The sequence below is a fragment of the Sulfurimonas hydrogeniphila genome, assembly GCF_009068765.1.
GTDB lineage: Bacteria > Campylobacterota > Campylobacteria > Campylobacterales > Sulfurimonadaceae > Sulfurimonas > Sulfurimonas hydrogeniphila.
Genome location: NZ_CP035534.1, coordinates 228,701 through 245,922, shown reverse-complemented (window position 1 = coordinate 245,922; position 17,222 = coordinate 228,701). Strand labels below are relative to the sequence as shown.

19 protein-coding genes and 1 pseudogene are annotated in these 17,222 nt (G+C 39.8%); 7 read left to right on the top strand and 13 right to left on the bottom strand.

The genetic code is table 11. From position 1 onward, the window contains the following. Positions 1-70 precede the first annotated feature (70 nt). Complete coding sequence (gene katG / locus ETP70_RS01265) at positions 71-2,233, top strand: catalase/peroxidase HPI (RefSeq protein WP_151899465.1); 2,163 nt, start codon at positions 71-73, stop codon at positions 2,231-2,233. Positions 2,234-2,338: 105 nt separating this feature from the next. Here katG and ETP70_RS01260 read toward each other — a convergent pair whose 3' ends face one another. Genes ETP70_RS01260 through luxS form a run of 3 tightly spaced genes read right to left on the bottom strand, consistent with a single transcriptional unit; the run spans position 2,339 to position 3,656 of the window. Further along, positions 2,339-2,830 (bottom strand): hypothetical protein, encoded by a 492-nt coding sequence (locus ETP70_RS01260; RefSeq protein ID WP_188110017.1) that lies wholly within the window; start codon positions 2,828-2,830, stop codon positions 2,339-2,341. Between the two features lie 8 nt (positions 2,831-2,838). Next, a complete protein-coding gene (locus tag ETP70_RS01255; protein ID WP_151899464.1) occupies positions 2,839-3,141 on the bottom strand; it encodes a hypothetical protein in 303 nt (100 codons plus the stop codon). Then, positions 3,141-3,656: an S-ribosylhomocysteine lyase gene (gene luxS, locus ETP70_RS01250; protein WP_151899463.1), complete on the bottom strand. Its 516-nt coding sequence runs from the start codon at positions 3,654-3,656 to the stop codon at positions 3,141-3,143. The genes ETP70_RS01255 and luxS overlap by 1 nt, the downstream gene beginning before the upstream one ends. A gap of 284 nt (positions 3,657-3,940) precedes the next feature. On the opposite strand from luxS, the gene ETP70_RS01245 reads away from it, so the two are divergent. After that, positions 3,941-4,822 carry a hypothetical protein gene (locus ETP70_RS01245; RefSeq protein ID WP_151899462.1) on the top strand — a complete coding sequence of 294 codons (882 nt, stop codon included), beginning with the start codon at positions 3,941-3,943 and terminating at the stop codon, positions 4,820-4,822. Between the two features lie 14 nt (positions 4,823-4,836). Here the strand turns inward: ETP70_RS01245 and ETP70_RS12490 are convergent. Next, a pseudogene (locus tag ETP70_RS12490) lies at positions 4,837-5,942 on the bottom strand (ISAs1 family transposase). 66 nt (positions 5,943-6,008) lie between these two features. On the opposite strand from ETP70_RS12490, the gene ETP70_RS01230 reads away from it, so the two are divergent. Next, entirely contained in the window at positions 6,009-6,416 is a 408-nt protein-coding gene (locus ETP70_RS01230) for a hypothetical protein (RefSeq protein WP_151899459.1), read from the top strand. Positions 6,417-6,609: 193 nt separating this feature from the next. Here the strand turns inward: ETP70_RS01230 and ETP70_RS01225 are convergent, their stop codons facing one another. From ETP70_RS01225 to rplM, 9 genes are all read right to left on the bottom strand, one after another. Further along, the gene (locus tag ETP70_RS01225) at positions 6,610-7,566 is read right to left on the bottom strand and encodes a thiamine pyrophosphate-dependent enzyme (RefSeq protein WP_151899458.1); all 957 of its coding nucleotides are present in this window, start codon (positions 7,564-7,566) and stop codon (positions 6,610-6,612) included. A 9-nt stretch (positions 7,567-7,575) separates the two neighbouring features. Next, on the bottom strand, positions 7,576-8,799 hold the full coding sequence (locus ETP70_RS01220) for a 2-oxoacid:ferredoxin oxidoreductase subunit alpha (protein WP_151899457.1): 1,224 nt from the start codon (positions 8,797-8,799) through the stop codon (positions 7,576-7,578). Further along, positions 8,800-9,195: a 4Fe-4S dicluster-binding protein gene (locus ETP70_RS01215; RefSeq protein ID WP_151899456.1), complete on the bottom strand. Its 396-nt coding sequence runs from the start codon at positions 9,193-9,195 to the stop codon at positions 8,800-8,802. 10 nt (positions 9,196-9,205) lie between these two features. Further along, entirely contained in the window at positions 9,206-9,763 is a 558-nt protein-coding gene (locus ETP70_RS01210) for a pyruvate flavodoxin oxidoreductase subunit gamma (protein ID WP_151899455.1), read from the bottom strand. 112 nt (positions 9,764-9,875) lie between these two features. Next, positions 9,876-10,529: an HAD family hydrolase gene (locus ETP70_RS01205; protein ID WP_151899454.1), complete on the bottom strand. Its 654-nt coding sequence runs from the start codon at positions 10,527-10,529 to the stop codon at positions 9,876-9,878. Between the two features lies 1 nt (position 10,530). Beyond that, positions 10,531-12,048 carry a peptide-binding protein gene (locus tag ETP70_RS01200; RefSeq protein WP_151899453.1) on the bottom strand — a complete coding sequence of 506 codons (1,518 nt, stop codon included), beginning with the start codon at positions 12,046-12,048 and terminating at the stop codon, positions 10,531-10,533. Further along, positions 12,048-13,403 carry a YdgA family protein gene (locus tag ETP70_RS01195; protein ID WP_151899452.1) on the bottom strand — a complete coding sequence of 452 codons (1,356 nt, stop codon included), beginning with the start codon at positions 13,401-13,403 and terminating at the stop codon, positions 12,048-12,050. Before ETP70_RS01195 ends, ETP70_RS01200 begins: the two co-directional genes overlap by 1 nt. Before the next feature lie 127 nt (positions 13,404-13,530). Next, positions 13,531-13,923 carry a 30S ribosomal protein S9 gene (gene rpsI / locus ETP70_RS01190; RefSeq protein WP_151899451.1) on the bottom strand — a complete coding sequence of 131 codons (393 nt, stop codon included), beginning with the start codon at positions 13,921-13,923 and terminating at the stop codon, positions 13,531-13,533. A gap of 11 nt (positions 13,924-13,934) precedes the next feature. Continuing rightward, positions 13,935-14,357: a 50S ribosomal protein L13 gene (gene rplM, locus ETP70_RS01185; protein WP_151899450.1), complete on the bottom strand. Its 423-nt coding sequence runs from the start codon at positions 14,355-14,357 to the stop codon at positions 13,935-13,937. Positions 14,358-14,475: 118 nt separating this feature from the next. On the opposite strand from rplM, the gene modA reads away from it, so the two are divergent. From modA to ETP70_RS01165, 4 genes are read left to right on the top strand one after another with little or no spacing between them, the layout of a single operon-like run. Beyond that, on the top strand, positions 14,476-15,222 hold the full coding sequence (modA, locus tag ETP70_RS01180; protein WP_151899449.1) for a molybdate ABC transporter substrate-binding protein: 747 nt from the start codon (positions 14,476-14,478) through the stop codon (positions 15,220-15,222). Next, positions 15,219-15,617 carry a TOBE domain-containing protein gene (locus tag ETP70_RS01175; protein WP_151899448.1) on the top strand — a complete coding sequence of 133 codons (399 nt, stop codon included), beginning with the start codon at positions 15,219-15,221 and terminating at the stop codon, positions 15,615-15,617. Before modA ends, ETP70_RS01175 begins: the two co-directional genes overlap by 4 nt. After that, positions 15,614-16,285, top strand: a complete 672-nt coding sequence (gene modB / locus ETP70_RS01170; protein WP_151899447.1) for a molybdate ABC transporter permease subunit — start codon at positions 15,614-15,616, stop codon at positions 16,283-16,285. The genes ETP70_RS01175 and modB overlap by 4 nt, the downstream gene beginning before the upstream one ends. After that, the gene (locus tag ETP70_RS01165) at positions 16,282-17,136 is read left to right on the top strand and encodes an ATP-binding cassette domain-containing protein (RefSeq protein WP_151899446.1); all 855 of its coding nucleotides are present in this window, start codon (positions 16,282-16,284) and stop codon (positions 17,134-17,136) included. Before modB ends, ETP70_RS01165 begins: the two co-directional genes overlap by 4 nt. The last annotated feature ends 86 nt before the right edge of the window (positions 17,137-17,222 follow it).

Below are 17,222 nucleotides of genomic sequence, written 5' to 3'. Positions count from 1 at the left end.
TAAGTTTAGTTCTGCAATAATAAAGGATAATTATTTTCCATTAAGAAAATAGTTCTTTAAAGGATTTATTATGCAATCATACAAACATACCATTGTAGATGGTGATGAAATCGCAAAATGGTGGCCAAATCAGCTTAATCTTAAAATACTTACACAGAACAATCCGCGTCTGACGCCTGCAACATCAGAGTTTTCTTACAAAAAAGCTTTTGGGACACTCCCCTATGAAGAACTCAAAAAAGATCTTATTTCGCTTATGACGACTTCCGTTTCCTGGTGGCCTGCCGATTATGGGCATTACGGTCCTTTTTTTATTCGTATGGCATGGCACAGCGCCGGAACTTATCGAATCACAGACGGACGCGGCGGCGCAGCAACAGGCAACCAGCGCTTTGCCCCGCTTAACAGCTGGCCCGATAATGTCAACCTGGACAAAGCCCGCCGTTTGTTATGGCCTCTGAAAAAGAAATATGGAGAAAAAATTTCCTGGGCGGATTTAATGATACTTGCCGGAACTGTTGCGATGGAATCTATGGGTCTACAGACTTACGGTTTTGGCGGCGGCCGTGAAGATATCTGGCAGACAGAAGAAGACATTTACTGGGGAGAGGAAGAGGAGTGGCTTGCAGACAAGCGCCATTCAGAGGACAAAAAGCTTCAAAACCCATTAGCTGCTGTACAGATGGGACTTATCTATGTGAATCCTGAAGGCCCTAACGGAGAACCGAATGTTTTGGCTGCCGCTGAGGACATACGGGTAAGTTTTCGTCGAATGGGAATGAATGATGCAGAAACAATTGCGCTTATTGCAGGCGGACATACCTTTGGCAAAAGCCATGGAGCCGCTGATCCTCAAAAGTATGTAGGTCCCGAACCTGAAGCAGCCCCATTGGAACAACAGGGCTTTGGTTGGAAAAACAGCTATAAAAGCGGCAAAGGAGCCGATACTATTTCAAGCGGCTTGGAAGGTGCCTGGACACCGACTCCTACAAAATGGGACAACAGCTATCTTGAAATCCTGTTTAAATATGAATGGAATCTTGAAAAAAGCCCTGCAGGTGCGTGGCAATGGGTCCCTGTCAATCCTGATGCAGAAGATTTGGCCCCTGATGCACATATAGAAGGGAAAAAAGACAAAACAATTATGTTTACAACAGATTTGGCACTGCGAATGGATCCTGAATTTGAAAAAGTTTCCCGCTCTTTTTTAGAAAATCCGGAATTATTTGCCCAAAGTTTTGCAAAAGCATGGTTTAAACTGACACACCGGGACATGGGTCCAAAATCACGTTATCTTGGGCCGGAAGTACCGCAAGATGACTTCTTATGGCAAGATCCGCTTCCTGCTGTTAATGAGGATACGCTGATAAATGACGATGAGACAGAAGCTCTTAAAGAAGAGATTTTACAAAGCTCCCTGCAAATCTCCGAGCTGCTGTATACCGCCTGGTCATCTGCTGCAAGCTACAGAGATTCAGATAAAAGAGGCGGTGCCAATGGTGCAAGAATTGCTCTGGAACCACAAATAAACTGGCAGGTGAACGATCCGATACAGCTGCAAAAAGTATTATCTGCTTTGCAAGAAATTCGAGAGAATTTCAATGAAAATCATAAAAATAAAATTTCACTTGCGGACATGATTATCCTTGGAGGAGCAGCGGCACTTGAAAAAGCTGTACACAATGGCGGCTATGCAAAAAAAGTTCCTTTCCTGCCGGGAAGAGTTGATGCAACACAGGAGCAGACCGATGTTCACAGCTTTGCATACCTTGAACCAAAAGAGGGAGATGCCTTTAGAAATTATCTTCCAAAAGAGTCTCAGGTAGCTGCTGAACGTCTTTTACTCGACAAAGCACAACAATTGACACTGAGTGTTCCTGAAATGACAGTGCTCATCGGTGGGCTGAGAGTGCTCGGGATCAATTATAGCCAAAGTGATTATGGAGTGCTCAGCGATAAAAAAGAGAGTCTCAGTAATGATTTTTTTGTCAATTTGGCAGATATGAATTTATCATGGTCACCGGCAGATGAAACACACAGCTTGTTTGAGGGCCACCACAACGGCGAAATTCGATACAGAGCCACACGCGCAGATTTGATTTTTGGTGCAAACTCGCAACTGCGAGCACAAACAGAATTTTATGCCCAAGATGACAAACAGGAACAGTTCGTAGATGACTTCATTTCGGCATGGGATAAAGTGATGAATTTAGACAGGTTTGATGTTTTATAAAATTATTTGATGATTTTTTGATGAAACACTTCTTTTAGCTCATCAAAAGGAATCATCTCCTGTGTCAAACGAACTGCAAAAGGGGCAGGTGAAGTTTGAGAAAAATTATAACCCGTTACCCCACATGTGCATTTTTTTTGCCATGACCAGATCATATTCAGGCAGTATGTCTATGGCATTGGGAGCGCGAAATTCAAATTTTTCCAACAGCTCTTTTGTCTTTTCTATATCCATTGTTCCTTTTTTTTGCATAATTATCACATTTGCCGTATTTGCAAGTGTTGTGTAGGCAATTCTGAGGAGCAACTCCGGGTTTTGATGCTTAAAAAAAACATCTTTGAAAATTACGATGTCATGATCTCTGGGCAATGCACGAAAAGGTTTTGAAAAATTTGGTATATACTCTATTTTAATCTCTTTGAGGGCATCGGGAATTTGCAGCTTTTTTTCTGTATAAAGAGCCAGATGAAACTCACCCTCAACTGCTGCAATCATTTTTTGCAAAGCAAGGGTCGTTGCATCAATTTTGTCGGTAATCTGAATATAGTGATTTCCCGGCAGAGGGTTAAAAAGTTCTAAAAACTGTTTTAACTCCATTGTTTTTCCTAATATGCAAGATCATGCAGTTCTCGAAATAAATACGCTTCTACAATCTCATCAATCGTTTTTTGCGTATGTGCAACGAGTACCATCATGGACATATTCATAAAGTCCATAACAGGTTCACCATCGCTGTTTACAACAACGGCTTCAGACCAGTTCTCAAAACCGTCGTATGTGTCACAATGCAGTACCTCTACAAGTTCACCCTCTTCTATACGAAGCTGTGCCCATGTTTTTGCTTCTAAAACCGGTGTAATCTCGGCTTCTTGCACATCTGCAGTGTTCATCGGTACTAAAACCAACATTAGCTGTTTATCTCTTTAAGTTTCTTTTTACTCAGTTGCAGTTTTTTGTTATCCATCACGCCTATTTTATGCGAAAGAATGTCACTGGCAATTTTTTTGGCATTTTTAAGAGAGTGCATTTTATAGGTTCCGCACTGATAAATATTGAGTTCAGGAATATCTTTTTTGCTCTTTACATGTAAGACATCTTCCATAGATTTTTTCCAGGCCTTTGCCACTCTTTTTTCATCAGGAGTTCCAATTACCGACATATAGAATCCTGTACGGCATCCCATCGGCGAGAGGTCTATAATTTCAACATTTTTCGAATTTAAATGATTGCGCATAAATCCTGCAAAAAGGTGTTCCAAGGTATGAATTCCCCGTCCGTCCATTTTCTCTTCGTTTGGTTTGTAAAAACGCAAGTCAAAAACTGTAATTTTGTCTCCGCACGGTGTTTTCATAACTTTTGCTTTACGCACTGCAGGTGCCGGCATAATTGTGTGGTCAACGGTAAATGAGTCTAATAATGGCATGAGTCTATTCCTTAGTTTATATTATATGTATTTTAGCGAAAAAAATTGATGATAAATTGAAGGATGAAAGCAGGCATGAATTTTAGCCCGGACTGAAGTCTCTATGCCGTTAAGTTAAGAAAATAATGCTTTCTCGGAAGCGGTACTTCAGTCATAAGTATCTACACAACTCAAAAAAGCAAAGAAAGCGGAATAGATATTGCATAAGATTTTAAAAAACAAGAGAGTTTATGCAATGGAAGAGCGTTTAAAAAAAAAGATATATGAGACTGGTAAAAAGTCATATGAATCATAAACAACACAGTACCAATGGATTAAACCTGCTACAAAAGACTGAAGGATTTTCACAAGCACAAAGTGCTTGGAGATTTTACAATAATGAGCATGTAGATATAGAGTCACTCAATGAGCCAATGCTTACAAGAGGGATTAAAACTATTAATAAAAGCAGTGATGAATATATACTTGTAGCCCATGACTGGTCACTCATAAATTATAAAAACCATACGGCAAAAACAGATTGTATACGAAAACGCAGAAGCAATGTAAATAATGCTTCATCAAGAGGATATGAGTTGCAAAGTTCCCTTGCAATTGAGAGCAGCAGCGGCAAACCAATCCTTCCCTTGGTACAGAACCTAAAGACACAAGATAAAGTGCTCTCAAGCTATAATCCTACAATGAAGAGTCATCTTACCCATCTCGGTGAATTAACACAAAGAATAGCTTATATCAATCAATCCCTCAACATACAAAAGAAAATTGTACATGTAATTGACAGAGAAGCAGACAGTGCGGGGTTTTTCAGAGGACTGCAAAAAGAGGATTTATATATAGTACGAGCATTAGACAATGTCAAAGTCAGGTATGAAGATGAAGATATTACCCAAAAAGAGTTGTCCAAAAAAATGGATAAAGGCAAATATGTAAAAACTATACAGTATCAAAATAAAAAAGTAAAAATTTATGTTAATACGGTAGATATACTTATAACAAGAGACAGCTATCAAAAGACAGATACGCCACAAGGTAAAACAATAAAACAAAAAGTAAAAGGCAAGCCAATAAAAAACAGATTTATAGTCCAAAGACTCATAGATGAGAAGAACAATACAGTTGCTACCTGGCTTCTGTTAAGCAATCTTCCAAAAGATGTTGCACGGTAATTCAAGTTTAATACTCACCCAAGTCTACTACTAAGACTGAAAAGCTTATGAGGACTCCATCCAAAAACCTTTCTGGCTTTTTTAATATTGGAGATTTTGTTAATATTCATGATATTTATGGCAAGACTTCTTAACATTGTAGAGATTAAAGGTGCTTGACCTGTGCGAACTCTTGAGCTATCCTCATCGAAACTGACATCTTTTACATAGTGTAAAGAGTTCTCAATTTTCCAATGGCTCCTGATAATATGTGCAAAAGTTTTTGCATCTACATCAAGACTTGAAATATAGTAATGATACTCTGTCGTATGTTTTCCATACGATAGTGTTGTTGCTGTAATCTTTACAACCCTTTTTACAGATAACCAACTCTTTTTGATTTGATAGAGGTCATCATAGACTTCACAAACCCTCTCTTCATATCTCCCATGAGTGTTATGCTCATAATGGGCATAAGTATCTATTGGCTTAGCATCTTCAAGAGAGGTATTGAATATTACCCATTTTAAAAGCTCTTTCTGATTCGATTTTACCTGTGCAATATAATCATGTCCACACTTTACTATTTTATTCAATGTTTTTTTTGAGTATGCATAGCATCCATGGTAATCACACAATTTGTGAGGTTTAAAGCATCTAATAGTTCAACAAGTGCGGGAATCTCGTTTGTTTTCTCTTGTACCTGGGCTTGTGCCAATGTAAGTTTAGATTCTGTTAGAAAGAGCGAAACTATATGTCTGGCTTTCTCACTCATCTCTTTATTTGCAGAACCTCTCATGGTTTTCCCATCTGTTGCAACTATTGTCAATGTTTGTGAATCTTTTGGAGTATTTGAAAGTTGATGAATCCATTTTTGTTGCATCTTCTCTACTGCTTGTGTATCAATTCCCAAAAATGTATTTCTTATTGTTGTATATGCCGGAGCTTTAAAAGCACGACCCAAAAATTTAGAGAGTTCTCTTTTTCTCTCTTTCATCCATGTTGCAATATCTTCATAGCTCCCGGCACCTGAAAGGAGAGCCAAAAGTGATAAAAATAATATCTCTCCTGGATGTGTGTATCGCACTTTATTTTTTCTATAATCTGGTAGTTGTCTAAACTCTTCCAATAATACTTGCATCTGCTCCTCCTAATTTTTATAGGAGTAAGCAAATTTTGTTCTAGTTTATTTAACTGGTTATTAAACTTGAATTACCGTGAAGATGTTGATATAACAAGGATAGGATTGTGGTATTATTACAGATGGAATATAGAAACGTATTTTAAACTGTTAAAAAGCTCAGGGTTTAATTTGGAAAAATGGCAGCAAGAGAGTGCACAGGCTATATTTAAACGCTTGTTTGTTGCCTCTTATGCCTGTTTGCTTGTATGGGAAATTGAACATACAAATAGTAAAAACATGCTGGCAATTAGAAAGTTTTTAGTTCGATTAAGCGGGAGATTGGTAGCAAGAAAGAAGATATCTACCTCTCCGGCTCTGTTAGCAGGTTTATGGAACTTCTTCTCTGCTATGGATATGCTTGAACTTTATGATATTGAAGAACTCCATAGCATTAAAAAAGAACTCAATGACTTTATGCAGATGGAGTTTTAAGTTGTGTAGATACTTATGACTTCAGTGCCGGCTGTTGGAATAGTCTTGGCACTCTCAGCCCGGACTGAAGTCCGGGTTCCGAAAAATAAAGAAGTTTTAGATTTACTGTAGTTTGTGCCAAAGTCAGAAAAAGGCTAGGCTAACAGCCTGCCGTTTCTGACTTTTGTGCAAAATGCGGTGAAGATGAAACTTCTTAAACGCGAGCTTCTTCTCGGCGGTTTAGATACTCCCAGTTTGCATCGACACGCTCTTGCCACTCTTTAATAAGATGTTTGTATTCATCTTTAAAAAGATGCTTGAAACGTCCCTGTGCAGCTAAATATTCTTCAACAGGAATAACGCTTTTTGGTCTGTATGTTATGTTTAACTCATGCCCGTCAATGATTTCATAAAGCGGAAATACCAACGAATCAGTCGCAAGGTCCGTTAACAGCATCGTATCTTTTGGGTCAAATTTCCACTCAGTCGTACAAGGAGAAACTGCATTGATAAATACAGGCCCCTCCACTGCCATACCGTGTTGGATTTTTTTCACCATATCTTTCCATTTGTTTGGAGCTACCTGCGCCGCATACGGAATACCGTGGCTTGCCATAATGCTTACCATGTCTTTTTTGTTTTTCTTCTCACCGTAGCTTACACGACCTGCCGGTGCAGTTGTTGTGCTTGAACCGATCGGTGTTGAAGAGGAACGCTGTCCGCCCGTATTTGCATATACTTCATTATCTAAAACAACATGCATCATATTGTGCCCACGCTCCATACAGCCTGAAATCCACTGAAAACCGATATCGTAAGAAGCACCGTCGCCGGCAAAAGATACGAATTTAGGGTTACGGTCAGGCTGCTTGAGACGGCCTTTGCGTTTTAATGCATTATACATGGCTTCAGCTCCTGCAACAGCAGTTGAGCCGTTTTCAAAACCGATGTGAATCCATGAAGCATCCCATGAAGTATAAGGATACACTGCTGTACAAACTTCTAAACATCCGGTAGATGCTGAAAGAACCAGGTCATCATTCGTTGCATTTAAAACTTCACGAACAATGATAGAGTGTGCACAACCAGGGCAAAGAAGGTTTGCCCCTTCAAAACGGTCTGCTGATGTAGAAAACTCTTTTAAGTTTTTAATTTTTTTCATTTCACTCATCGTTTTTTCCTATAAAAATTGTAATTTCGGTCCACGAACACCGATAAATTGTTGTAGTGGAGTAAGCACCTTGCCGGCATCAGCATTTGCCTGCAGTTCAGTATACAGGTCTGTGAGATGTCTTTTTGTTAAATCTCTCCCGCCAAGACCATAAATGTAACCCGAAAGTAAGGCTTTTGTATCTGTGTTAAAAAGTGCACCCGCAATTTCATTAAAGAGCATACCCGGCGCTCCGTTTGGAGACGAACGGTCAAGTGCTGCTATAGCTTTTACATCTTTAAGCGCTTCTTGAATTTCAAAAAACGGAAACGGCCGAATAACACGAAGTCCGACAACACCGGCCTTAACACCCTTTTCTCTCATCTCGCTTGCCACTTCACGGGCAGTTTCCACTGAAGTACCCATACATACAACACACACATCCGCATCATCCATATCATATTTTTCAACGATATTGTATTTGCGTCCTGAGAGTTTCTCGAACTCATCAAAGGCTGCTTGAATCTTTGGCATTACTTTTGTCATAAGGTCATTATGCTGGCGTGCTTTATGTTCAAAATGCCAGTCTTCTTCTGTTTGTACTCCGTGTGTTACCGGGTGTTCAAAATCAAGCATATCGTTCATAGGCTTGAAATCACCTACAAAACTGTATGCGGTATCATCATCGAGTGTATGCACACCCTGTGCTGTATGTGAAGTCATGAAACCATCCTGATGTACCATACACGGCAGTCTCACATCATGATCTTCAGCCACTTTAAAAGCGATAAAGTTCAAGTCATACGCATCCTGAGGGCAGTATGCATCAAGCTGTATCCAACCGCAGTCGCGTCCAAGATACATATCTGAATGGTCACCATTTACGTTCAGCGGTGCAGCCAATGCACGGTTTACGACATTTAAGACAATCGGCAAACGCATACCGGAAGCCTGATAAAGCGTTTCAACCATTAAAGCAAAACCCTGTGAAGATGTTGCGGTAGCAACACGCCCGCCGGCAGCTGCAGCACCGATACATCCCGACATTGCCGCATGTTCAGACTCAACCATTACGAATTCACCCTCGACATAGTTGTCTGCCAAAAATTTTGCATATCCCTCAACTATAGGAGTTGACGGCGTAATCGGGTATGCGGAAACAACATCAATTTGACACTGTCTCATTGCCTGCGCAGCTGCAAAGTTTCCATCCCATACTTCGATATCTCTTAATTCCATTTTATCAAATGCCATCTATTTCTCCTTTGTCTCTTTAGCAGGCCAATTTGCTATTTCTGTCTCTTCGTCTGCCTGTTCCGGAAACATTAAAAGTGATTTTGGGTTTGTAGGACAAACCTCAACACAAATTCCGCATCCTTTACAGTGATCCATATCTACGCCCACAACCTTTTTGTCTCTTGAAATAATTGAAATATCCGGACAGTAGACCCAGCAAAATTGGCAATCAATACAAAAATCTTTATTAAAAACCGGTTTTTCAATTCTCCAGTCAGCAACACTTGCAGAAAAAGAGCTGTTTTGTGAATACGGACGGTCTTCTTGGAGTGTACCCGCAATATCTTCTACTGCACCATCAAATGTACGAAGCATTGCTCCGATTTCAAATTCGTCCCAACCTGTATTTGCCATCTATAGCTCCTTATTTTACTTCATCATATGCGCGCTGTATGGCGATCATATTTGCATCAACAATTTTCTTAGGCAGTTTATCTAATATTCTCATCATATTCTCTTTAAAGAATTCAATATCATACATACCCGATACCTTCATAAAAGCACCAAGCATCGGTGTATTAGGAATAGGACGCCCAATCGTTTCTTGCGCAATTTTAATACAGTCAACCGTGTAAACATCTTTGCCCTCAAGTTTTGGCTGAGAGGCGACAAGTTCTTCTGTACTCATATGCGTTGTAATGATGTATTTTGTATTGTCTTTCCCGTTTACCGTAACATCTGTTGTGTATACCAAAGCGGGATCTATGACAAAGACATAATCAGGCTCCATATATTTTTCATGATTCATGATTACTTTATCATCCACACGATTATATGCTGTCATTGCAGCTCCACGTTTTGCAGAACCGTAAAACGCAAATGCCTGTACATGTTTACCAGTTGTAGAAATAACGTCTGCCAAACCCTTGGCACCTGTAACAGCACCTTGGCCAGCACGACTATGCCATCTAATCTCTAGCATAAATTCTCCTTCAATTTTCAAGAAACTTACTTTAACAATTTTTGTCAATTCTTAAGCTCTATTTTAGAACAGACCCACTTAAAGTTAGCTTGATAATATGATTAAGATTAACTTATACTATAAAGTGTGCGGTTTTTCTACTTTTCAGGTAACCGATTGCATCCAAAGAATCATTAAATATAATGTCAGAAAACTTTTTTAAACTTTTTTTCTCTTCATATCCACTCAAAACACCGATGGAATTGACACCGGCATTTTTTGCCGACAACAGATCCATCTGTGTATCTCCGATCATCCATATCTCTTTGTTTTTTGTATCAAAACTCTGCAGAGCTTTTAAAATCGGTTCCGCATGCGGTTTGGGATTTTGCACATGTTCTCTGCCTACAAGGACCTCAAATTTATCCATTAATCCGAAATGTTCCATTAAAATCCGGGAATATTTTCCTGTTTTTGTTGTCACTATTCCCAAAGAAGCAAATGCTGCTGCCGCTTCTACGGCCTCTTTGGCATTGGGCAGGAGTTTTGTTTTTTGCGTGGAAATTTCTCTGTAATGCTCTTTGTAGGTAGTGACAAAATCCAAAACAAGCGCTTCATCCACCCCGAGTTCTCTGTACATTACATCCAAAGGATGGCCGATAAGCGCCTTTATCTGTGCATCATCGGGTACAGAGAAGCCGTGCACTGCAAAAGAGTTGTGAAAACTCTCCAAAATTGCCTCTGTCGAGTCTATAAGTGTGCCGTCCAAATCAAATAATATTATCACGTCAGTTTTTCTCCCATTGTATGTAGTTGTGCCATATACCGCTTTGTGCCGGTTGAATATGCTTTATCTTTTTGTTCACGGCCGTGATGGAATTTGGAATATACAAAAAAAGATAAGGGTTGTCCTCTGCAATGATTTTAAACATCTTTCTCCACAGCTCTCCCAGTTTTTTTCTGTCAATTGTCGCCTGTGATTTTTCTATCATTGCGTCTATTTCACTGTTGTGATAGCCTACAAGGTTAAAACCGCCCGGTTTATCGCTTTTTGAGTGCCAGAACATATAGGGGTCGGGTGTAGGTGAGAGTCCCCAGCCCAAAAGAACCGTGTCAAATTTATGCGGAAAAACCACCATATTTAAAAAGGCCTGCCACTCCATGACTCTCAGCTTGACAATTACACCGACTTTTTTGAGCTGATACTGCAGGATTTCTGCCGCATAGGGGCGAATCGAGCTGGCGTTTGATGTGGCTATTTCAAAAGTAAAAGGGTGCTGCTCGTCATAACCTGCCTCTTTAAGCAGTCTTTTTGCCTCCCCAATATTTTGTGTCGGAGCTTTGACATCAGGATTAAAGGCAATTGTTCCCGGCAGAAACGGACCCGTGCAGACCTTTGCATGTTTTAAAAAAAGGATGTCGATGAGTTCCTGCCTGTCAATCGCCAAAGAGAGTGCGCGTCTGACTTTCGGATTTTGAAACTTCTTTTTTCGCAGATTAAATCCGAGATATGTATAGGAGAGAGTGATTTTTTCATATATATTGAAGTTTTCAAAAAATTTCTGAGTAAGCTGTCTTTCATAGACGAAAGGCTCTACACTGCCGATATCCAGTTGTCCTGATTTAAGCATCAGAAATCTTGTCATTGCATCACCGATAACATGGAAAGAAACAGTATCTATCTTTGGTCTGCCCTCGAAATACGCATCAAAAGCAGAGAGCTCTATATTTTTTGAGTATTCAAGACGCGTCAGTTTATAGGGACCTGTCCCTGTCGGATGTGTATTAAAAGAGGCGTTCATCAGGTTTTTTTCGTTTTTTAAAACATGTTCGGGGAGTACCCCCATCATCCATGTCTCAAGTGCCTTAAAGTAAGGTTTTGTGTATCGTACTTCTATCTTGTAGTCATTGATAATCCTGACGCTTTTGACAAAACGAAAATCTGAACTGTAAGGGGAAACTATTTTATCTGAGAGAAGTGTTTTATAGGTAAAGAGTACATCCTTGGCACTGAATTTTTTGCCGTCATGCCACAAAACATTTTTTTTCAGTTCAAAAACAAGTGTTTTATTGTCTTTAAAATAAAATTTCTCTGCCAAATCCCCTATAATCTCTTTGGAATCTTTGTCATATTTGACAAGCCCGTTAAATATAAAAGAGCTGATTTCCGAGGAAGAAGAATCTGTTGCCAAAACAGGATTGAGTCTTGAAGGATTTGACGATGTAGCCAGATGCAAAGTGGCTCCGTTGAGAGAGCCCAAGAAGAAACTCCAGGAAAAAAAAAGAAAAAAAACCGTCTTTGCCATTACTGTACAACTTTACCGTTTACTGTAAGTCTGCTGTCTGTAAATGCTATATCAAAATAGACACTCTGCGCATCCTCTTTTGCATAGGATACAATCACTGCTGCCGCAGGTGTATCTTCTATCATTTTGAGATAGAGTGCTTTTGCGACTTTTATTTTCATATTCATCTGTGCATTTGCAAGCAGCAACAGAGGTGACATCTTGAGTTTTTTGGCAAAATCTTTGTCCTGTGCTATTTTCAAATCACTTTGAATTTTCATACTGCCAAGTTCTTCAATCCTGTTGAGTGTTATATTTTCAAAGGAGAGGTCCGATACCTTTACATGTAAACCGTGAGCAAGCATGGCAAGCAAGGCCTGCTGTTTTATCTGTTTTGACTGTGTGAGTAACTGCGAAAATTTTTCATAGCTTTGTTTGTCCAGGTCCTCAATAGAGATATCGCTGTTGAATGCTTTGAGAGAAAAATTTAATTTATTTGCGTGAAATATCAAAGTATCTATAAAGCTTTTTGAATGCAATGCCACTTTGCCGTCTTTTTCAGAAGAAGAGGAAGCCATATCCACATTACCAAGAGATATATTGATATCATCCTGAGAATTTTTCATCAAAAACTTGATTTGAAATACTTTAGTATCCGTTGTATAGTGGGAAAAAGATGCAAATTCACTCCTGTTTTGCAAATTATTTATCTCAAAAGAGAGTGCATTTGCAGCATCTTCCAAAGCGAGCTTCATTGTTTGTATATGAAAAGTCATATTTTCTGCTGCAAAAAGGCTTCCCTCTCCGCTGAACCTGACACCTTCTAACTGCATACGCACATTTGCATTCTTTTTTACACTGTAATGCGTATCTATATCTTTGACAAAGCCGTTAAAATCACTACTGAGCACATTGTACTCTACATGATACAAAAGCCCTTTTGCATCAAGAAAGTCAGTAAAATATCTGTAGGCTTGCGGATTGTTTTTTTTCATCTCCTGCATAAGTGTATTTGCAAGCTGCAAAGGATATACCTCTACAGTCACAGCCTTTGAAAAGGGAATATTGCTGTAGGCAACATCTGCGCCTATTGTCGCACCTTGAAAAACTTTCTCTACAGCCGGCGGCACTGCTGATTTTGTGTAAGAACGTAAATAGTTTTGCAGTGCCTGTGTATCTTGCAAAACAAATTCAAAATGCTGTTTTGTGTTAAGATAACCGCTCTCTTTTGTACTCTTTTTAAGTACCAGACCCTGTGACTGCAAAACCTGAATATTTTCATCTATAAGTTTTTGCATGAAACTGTTGCCGAAAAACGGAAAAAGAAGCATTATGAGTATGGTAAACAGTGTGAGAATGAGCGTTGTTTTTTTCATATAAATACCTGCTTTTTTATGGAACAGACATTATATACTAATAGAGTTAATTTATTGTGTACTTTGCAAAGAGGAGATAAAAAAGAATTTTACCAATGCAAAAGGCATTGATAAAAATTCCAAACGATTAACGTTTAGAGAACTGGCGAGAACGACGAGCTTTACGCTTACCTGGCTTCTTACGTTCAACAACACGTGAGTCACGAGTCATCATACCTTCAGGTTTAAGCATTGCTTTTAATTCCGGGTTGTATGCTACCAAAGCACGGGAAATTCCGTGACGAAGTGCATCTGCCTGACCACCGAAACCACCGCCTAAAGTAGTAGCAACGATATCAACATTTGTTTCTTGTTTTGTTACTACCAATGGCTGTTTTACACGAAGTTTTTTCGCTTCAAGTCCGCCCAACCATGCGTCTAACGAAAGACCGTTGATAGTGATTTTACCGGTTCCTGGAGTTAACCATACTTTTGCTACAGAGGCTTTACGACGACCTGTTGCATATATTTTATTTGCCATATAATCAGTCCTTATTTAGCAATTTGTGCAGTGTGAGGATGTTCAGCACCTGCATAAATTTTTAATTTTTTAAGCATTTTAGCACCAAGCTTTGTTTTAGGAAGCATACCGCGAGTTGCCAACTTATACAGTTTCTCAGGGTTCTTTTCTAAAAGCTCAGTCATTTTAACGCTCTTTGTACTACCGAAGTACCCAGAGTGAGAAAAATATTCTTTGTTTGCTATTTTTCCAAGACCGTTAAATTTTGCCTTAGAAGCGTTGATGATAACTACGTAGTCACCACAGTCGATATTAGGAGTAAAACACGGTTTGTTTTTCCCACGAAGTATAGTAGCTACTTCAGTGATCATACGACCGAATGTTTTACCCTCAGCATCAATCAAAACCCATTTTTGATCGATTTGTTCAGGAGTTGCAATTTTTGTAAATTTCATTCTCGAACCCTTCAAGTAATTTTATTTGATGGAAGTATAGCCGTATAAACTTATAAACAACTGAATTTAAGTTATTTGTAAGTTTTGCCGATTAGGGTTTCTCTGCTATAATCTTGTAATGAAAAATTATCTTATTATACTTTTATTCTCCTTTACAACTGTTTTGGCGGGTACTCTCAACATTGCAACCGCGGCAAATGTCAGTTATGCCCTTCCCCGACTGATAAAAGAATTTCAGAAAAACAATCCGCAAACAAAAATACAAATGACTATAGGCAGCAGTGGAAAACTCACAGCACAGATAATGCACGGCGCACCTTATGACATTTTTCTCTCTGCAAATATGGCCTATCCAAAAAAATTATACGAAAAAGGCTTTGCTCTGACCAAACCGGTTGTGTATGCCCGGGGCGCGCTTGCTCTTTTTAGCACAAAAAAAAGAGAGTTTCAGCAGGGAACAGCTCTCGTTCTTGACAAAAATATCAGAACAATAGCCATAGCCAATCCGCAAACCGCACCTTACGGAATAGCAGCGCGTCAGGCATTGCAAAATGCCTCTTTGTATAAAAAAATCAAAAAGAAACTTGTGTACGGAGAGTCTGTCGGACAGACTGTTGCCTATGCAGTCACGGCAGCTGATTTGGGTTTTATCGCCAAGTCAGCACTCTTTTCGCCTAAAATGAAACAGTATAAAGAAGGCGTCAATTTTAAAGATGTTGATCCAAAACTCTACACACCCATTGCACAGGGTATTGTTTTGCTCAAACATGCCACAGACAATGCAGACGCACACTCTTTTTACACCTTTTTACTCTCACAACCGGCAAAAGAGATTTTCAAAGCGTACGGATACAGTGTACAATGAATACAATTCCAGCAAAAGCAGAGACAATCCAAACAGTGCAAAACTTACATGTAGTACACTTTACATGTAATGAGAGCACGCTGGGCATGATGAGCCTTGAATTGCCCCAAACACTCACACAAAACACAGAAGTTCTCCTTACATGTAAACCCACAGCCATTGCCATAGCAAAAAATCTTCAGGGAGAACTGAGCCATGCAAACCAGTTACATGTAACGGTGCGTTCTATAGAAGTCGGAGAGCTCTTGTCTGTTGTAGAGTTACAGTTTTATGACAATGTTTTGGAGTCCATCATCACAAGCGATTCTTTGCAAAGAATGCAGTTGCATGTAGGGGAATCTGTCATCGCACTGATAAAATCAAGTGATTTGTCACTCAAGGAGATAGTTTCATGAGTTTTGAACCCTTTGTGCTCTCCTTCAAACTTGCGGCGTTGACAGCTTTTATTCTCTTTTGTATCGCCCTGCCGCTTGCATGGTTTCTCTCACAGACAAAATCACAAACAAAACCTTTTTTAGAAGCCCTTACAGCTTTGCCAATTGTTCTGCCCCCTTCTGTTTTGGGGTTTTATCTGCTTTGGGCATTTGCATACAGCTCCCCAATCGGTCACTTTTTTGAAGAGACTTTTGATGTCAAACTTGTTTTTTCTTTTACGGGACTTGTTGTGGCAAGTTGTTTTTACTCTTTGCCATTTATGGTGCAGCCTCTTCAAAACGGGTTTGAGAGTCTCAACAAAAATATGCTTGAGGCGAGTTACATTGCCGGCAAAAGCAAACTCCAGACTCTGTTTTTTGTCGCCCTGCCAAATATGAAACCGGCGGTACTCACTGCCGTCATTGTCACTTTTGCCCATACAGTCGGAGAATTCGGCGTAGTTTTAATGGTAGGCGGCAGCATACCGGGTGAGACAAAGGTGGCCTCTGTAGCCATTTATGAAATGGTGGAAAATATGGACTACACTGCCGCTCATATCTACAGCGCCATAATGGTGGGCATCTCTTTTGCAGTACTTCTGAGCGTCTACATCTTTAATGCCAGACACAACAGAAGGTTTGGATTATGATACATATAGATGTCACAAAAAAACTTCACGGAGCCCAGGGCGTTATGCCTTTACATGTAAAGCTCAATATTAAAGAGGGCGAGTTTGTAGCCCTCAGTGGGAAAAGCGGCAGCGGAAAGACCACACTTTTGAGAATTTTAGCAGGGCTTGAAGAGGCCAAAGGGAGCATCACTGTACAAAACAGCGTCTGGCTTGATGCAAAAGGGGCCCTGTCTGTTCAAAAAAGAGCCATCGGTTTTGTTTTTCAGGAGTATGCCCTTTTTGAAAATATGAGTGTAGAAAAAAATCTGCTTTTTGTCAACAATGACAAAAAATTAGCCGAGCATCTTTTGGAACTGAGTGAACTCTCCAGTCTCAAAGAACGCTATCCAAACAGCCTCAGCGGCGGGCAGAAACAGAGAGTCAGCATCTGCCGTGCCTTGATGAAAAAACCAAAAATACTACTGCTTGACGAACCCCTCTCGGCACTTGACCCTGCTATGCGGACAAAACTGCAAAACGAACTGCTTGTGCTGCATAAAGAGTTTGGCACGACAACCATTATGGTCAGTCACGACCCGAGCGAAATATACCGTCTTGCCTCTCGTGTCATCATTTTACAAAACGGAAAAATAATCAATGACGGCGCACCAAAAGAGGTTTTGCTCAAAACGCAGGGCAGTCAAAAATTTTCTTTTGAGGGAGAACTGCTCGATATTAAAAAAGCAGATGTCATCTACATCGCTGTTGTAGCCATAGGACAGCAACTCGTCGAGGTTGTCGTCAGCTCCGCAGAAGCCAAGAATCTCCAAATCGGACAAAGTGTCAGACTCAGTACAAAGGCTTTTGCTCCGACTGTCACACAAAACTAAAGCTTTTTATTGGCTTAACGGTATTCCCCCCCCCGTTTATTATAAACAAATATTAATCTTTTTCATGCTAGTCTATGGTTAATACT

What these genes read in the sequence shown, in the direction of transcription:
- katG (WP_151899465.1), top strand. Translation starts at nt 71, where the DNA reads ATGCAATCATACAAACATACCATTGTAGATGGTGATGAAATCGCAAAA.
- ETP70_RS01165 (WP_151899446.1), top strand. Translation starts at nt 16,282, where the DNA reads ATGATACATATAGATGTCACAAAAAAACTTCACGGAGCCCAGGGCGTT.
- ETP70_RS01200 (WP_151899453.1), bottom strand. Translation starts at nt 12,048, where the DNA reads ATGGCAAAGACGGTTTTTTTTCTTTTTTTTTCCTGGAGTTTCTTCTTG.
- ETP70_RS01210 (WP_151899455.1), bottom strand. Translation starts at nt 9,763, where the DNA reads ATGCTAGAGATTAGATGGCATAGTCGTGCTGGCCAAGGTGCTGTTACA.
- luxS (WP_151899463.1), bottom strand. Translation starts at nt 3,656, where the DNA reads ATGCCATTATTAGACTCATTTACCGTTGACCACACAATTATGCCGGCA.
- ETP70_RS01220 (WP_151899457.1), bottom strand. Translation starts at nt 8,799, where the DNA reads ATGGCATTTGATAAAATGGAATTAAGAGATATCGAAGTATGGGATGGA.
- ETP70_RS01260 (WP_188110017.1), bottom strand. Translation starts at nt 2,830, where the DNA reads ATGGAGTTAAAACAGTTTTTAGAACTTTTTAACCCTCTGCCGGGAAAT.
- ETP70_RS01255 (WP_151899464.1), bottom strand. Translation starts at nt 3,141, where the DNA reads ATGTTGGTTTTAGTACCGATGAACACTGCAGATGTGCAAGAAGCCGAG.
- rpsI (WP_151899451.1), bottom strand. Translation starts at nt 13,923, where the DNA reads ATGGCAAATAAAATATATGCAACAGGTCGTCGTAAAGCCTCTGTAGCA.
- modA (WP_151899449.1), top strand. Translation starts at nt 14,476, where the DNA reads ATGAAAAATTATCTTATTATACTTTTATTCTCCTTTACAACTGTTTTG.
- modB (WP_151899447.1), top strand. Translation starts at nt 15,614, where the DNA reads ATGAGTTTTGAACCCTTTGTGCTCTCCTTCAAACTTGCGGCGTTGACA.
- ETP70_RS01195 (WP_151899452.1), bottom strand. Translation starts at nt 13,403, where the DNA reads ATGAAAAAAACAACGCTCATTCTCACACTGTTTACCATACTCATAATG.
- ETP70_RS01175 (WP_151899448.1), top strand. Translation starts at nt 15,219, where the DNA reads ATGAATACAATTCCAGCAAAAGCAGAGACAATCCAAACAGTGCAAAAC.
- ETP70_RS01225 (WP_151899458.1), bottom strand. Translation starts at nt 7,566, where the DNA reads ATGAGTGAAATGAAAAAAATTAAAAACTTAAAAGAGTTTTCTACATCA.
- ETP70_RS01245 (WP_151899462.1), top strand. Translation starts at nt 3,941, where the DNA reads ATGAATCATAAACAACACAGTACCAATGGATTAAACCTGCTACAAAAG.
- ETP70_RS01215 (WP_151899456.1), bottom strand. Translation starts at nt 9,195, where the DNA reads ATGGCAAATACAGGTTGGGACGAATTTGAAATCGGAGCAATGCTTCGT.
- rplM (WP_151899450.1), bottom strand. Translation starts at nt 14,357, where the DNA reads ATGAAATTTACAAAAATTGCAACTCCTGAACAAATCGATCAAAAATGG.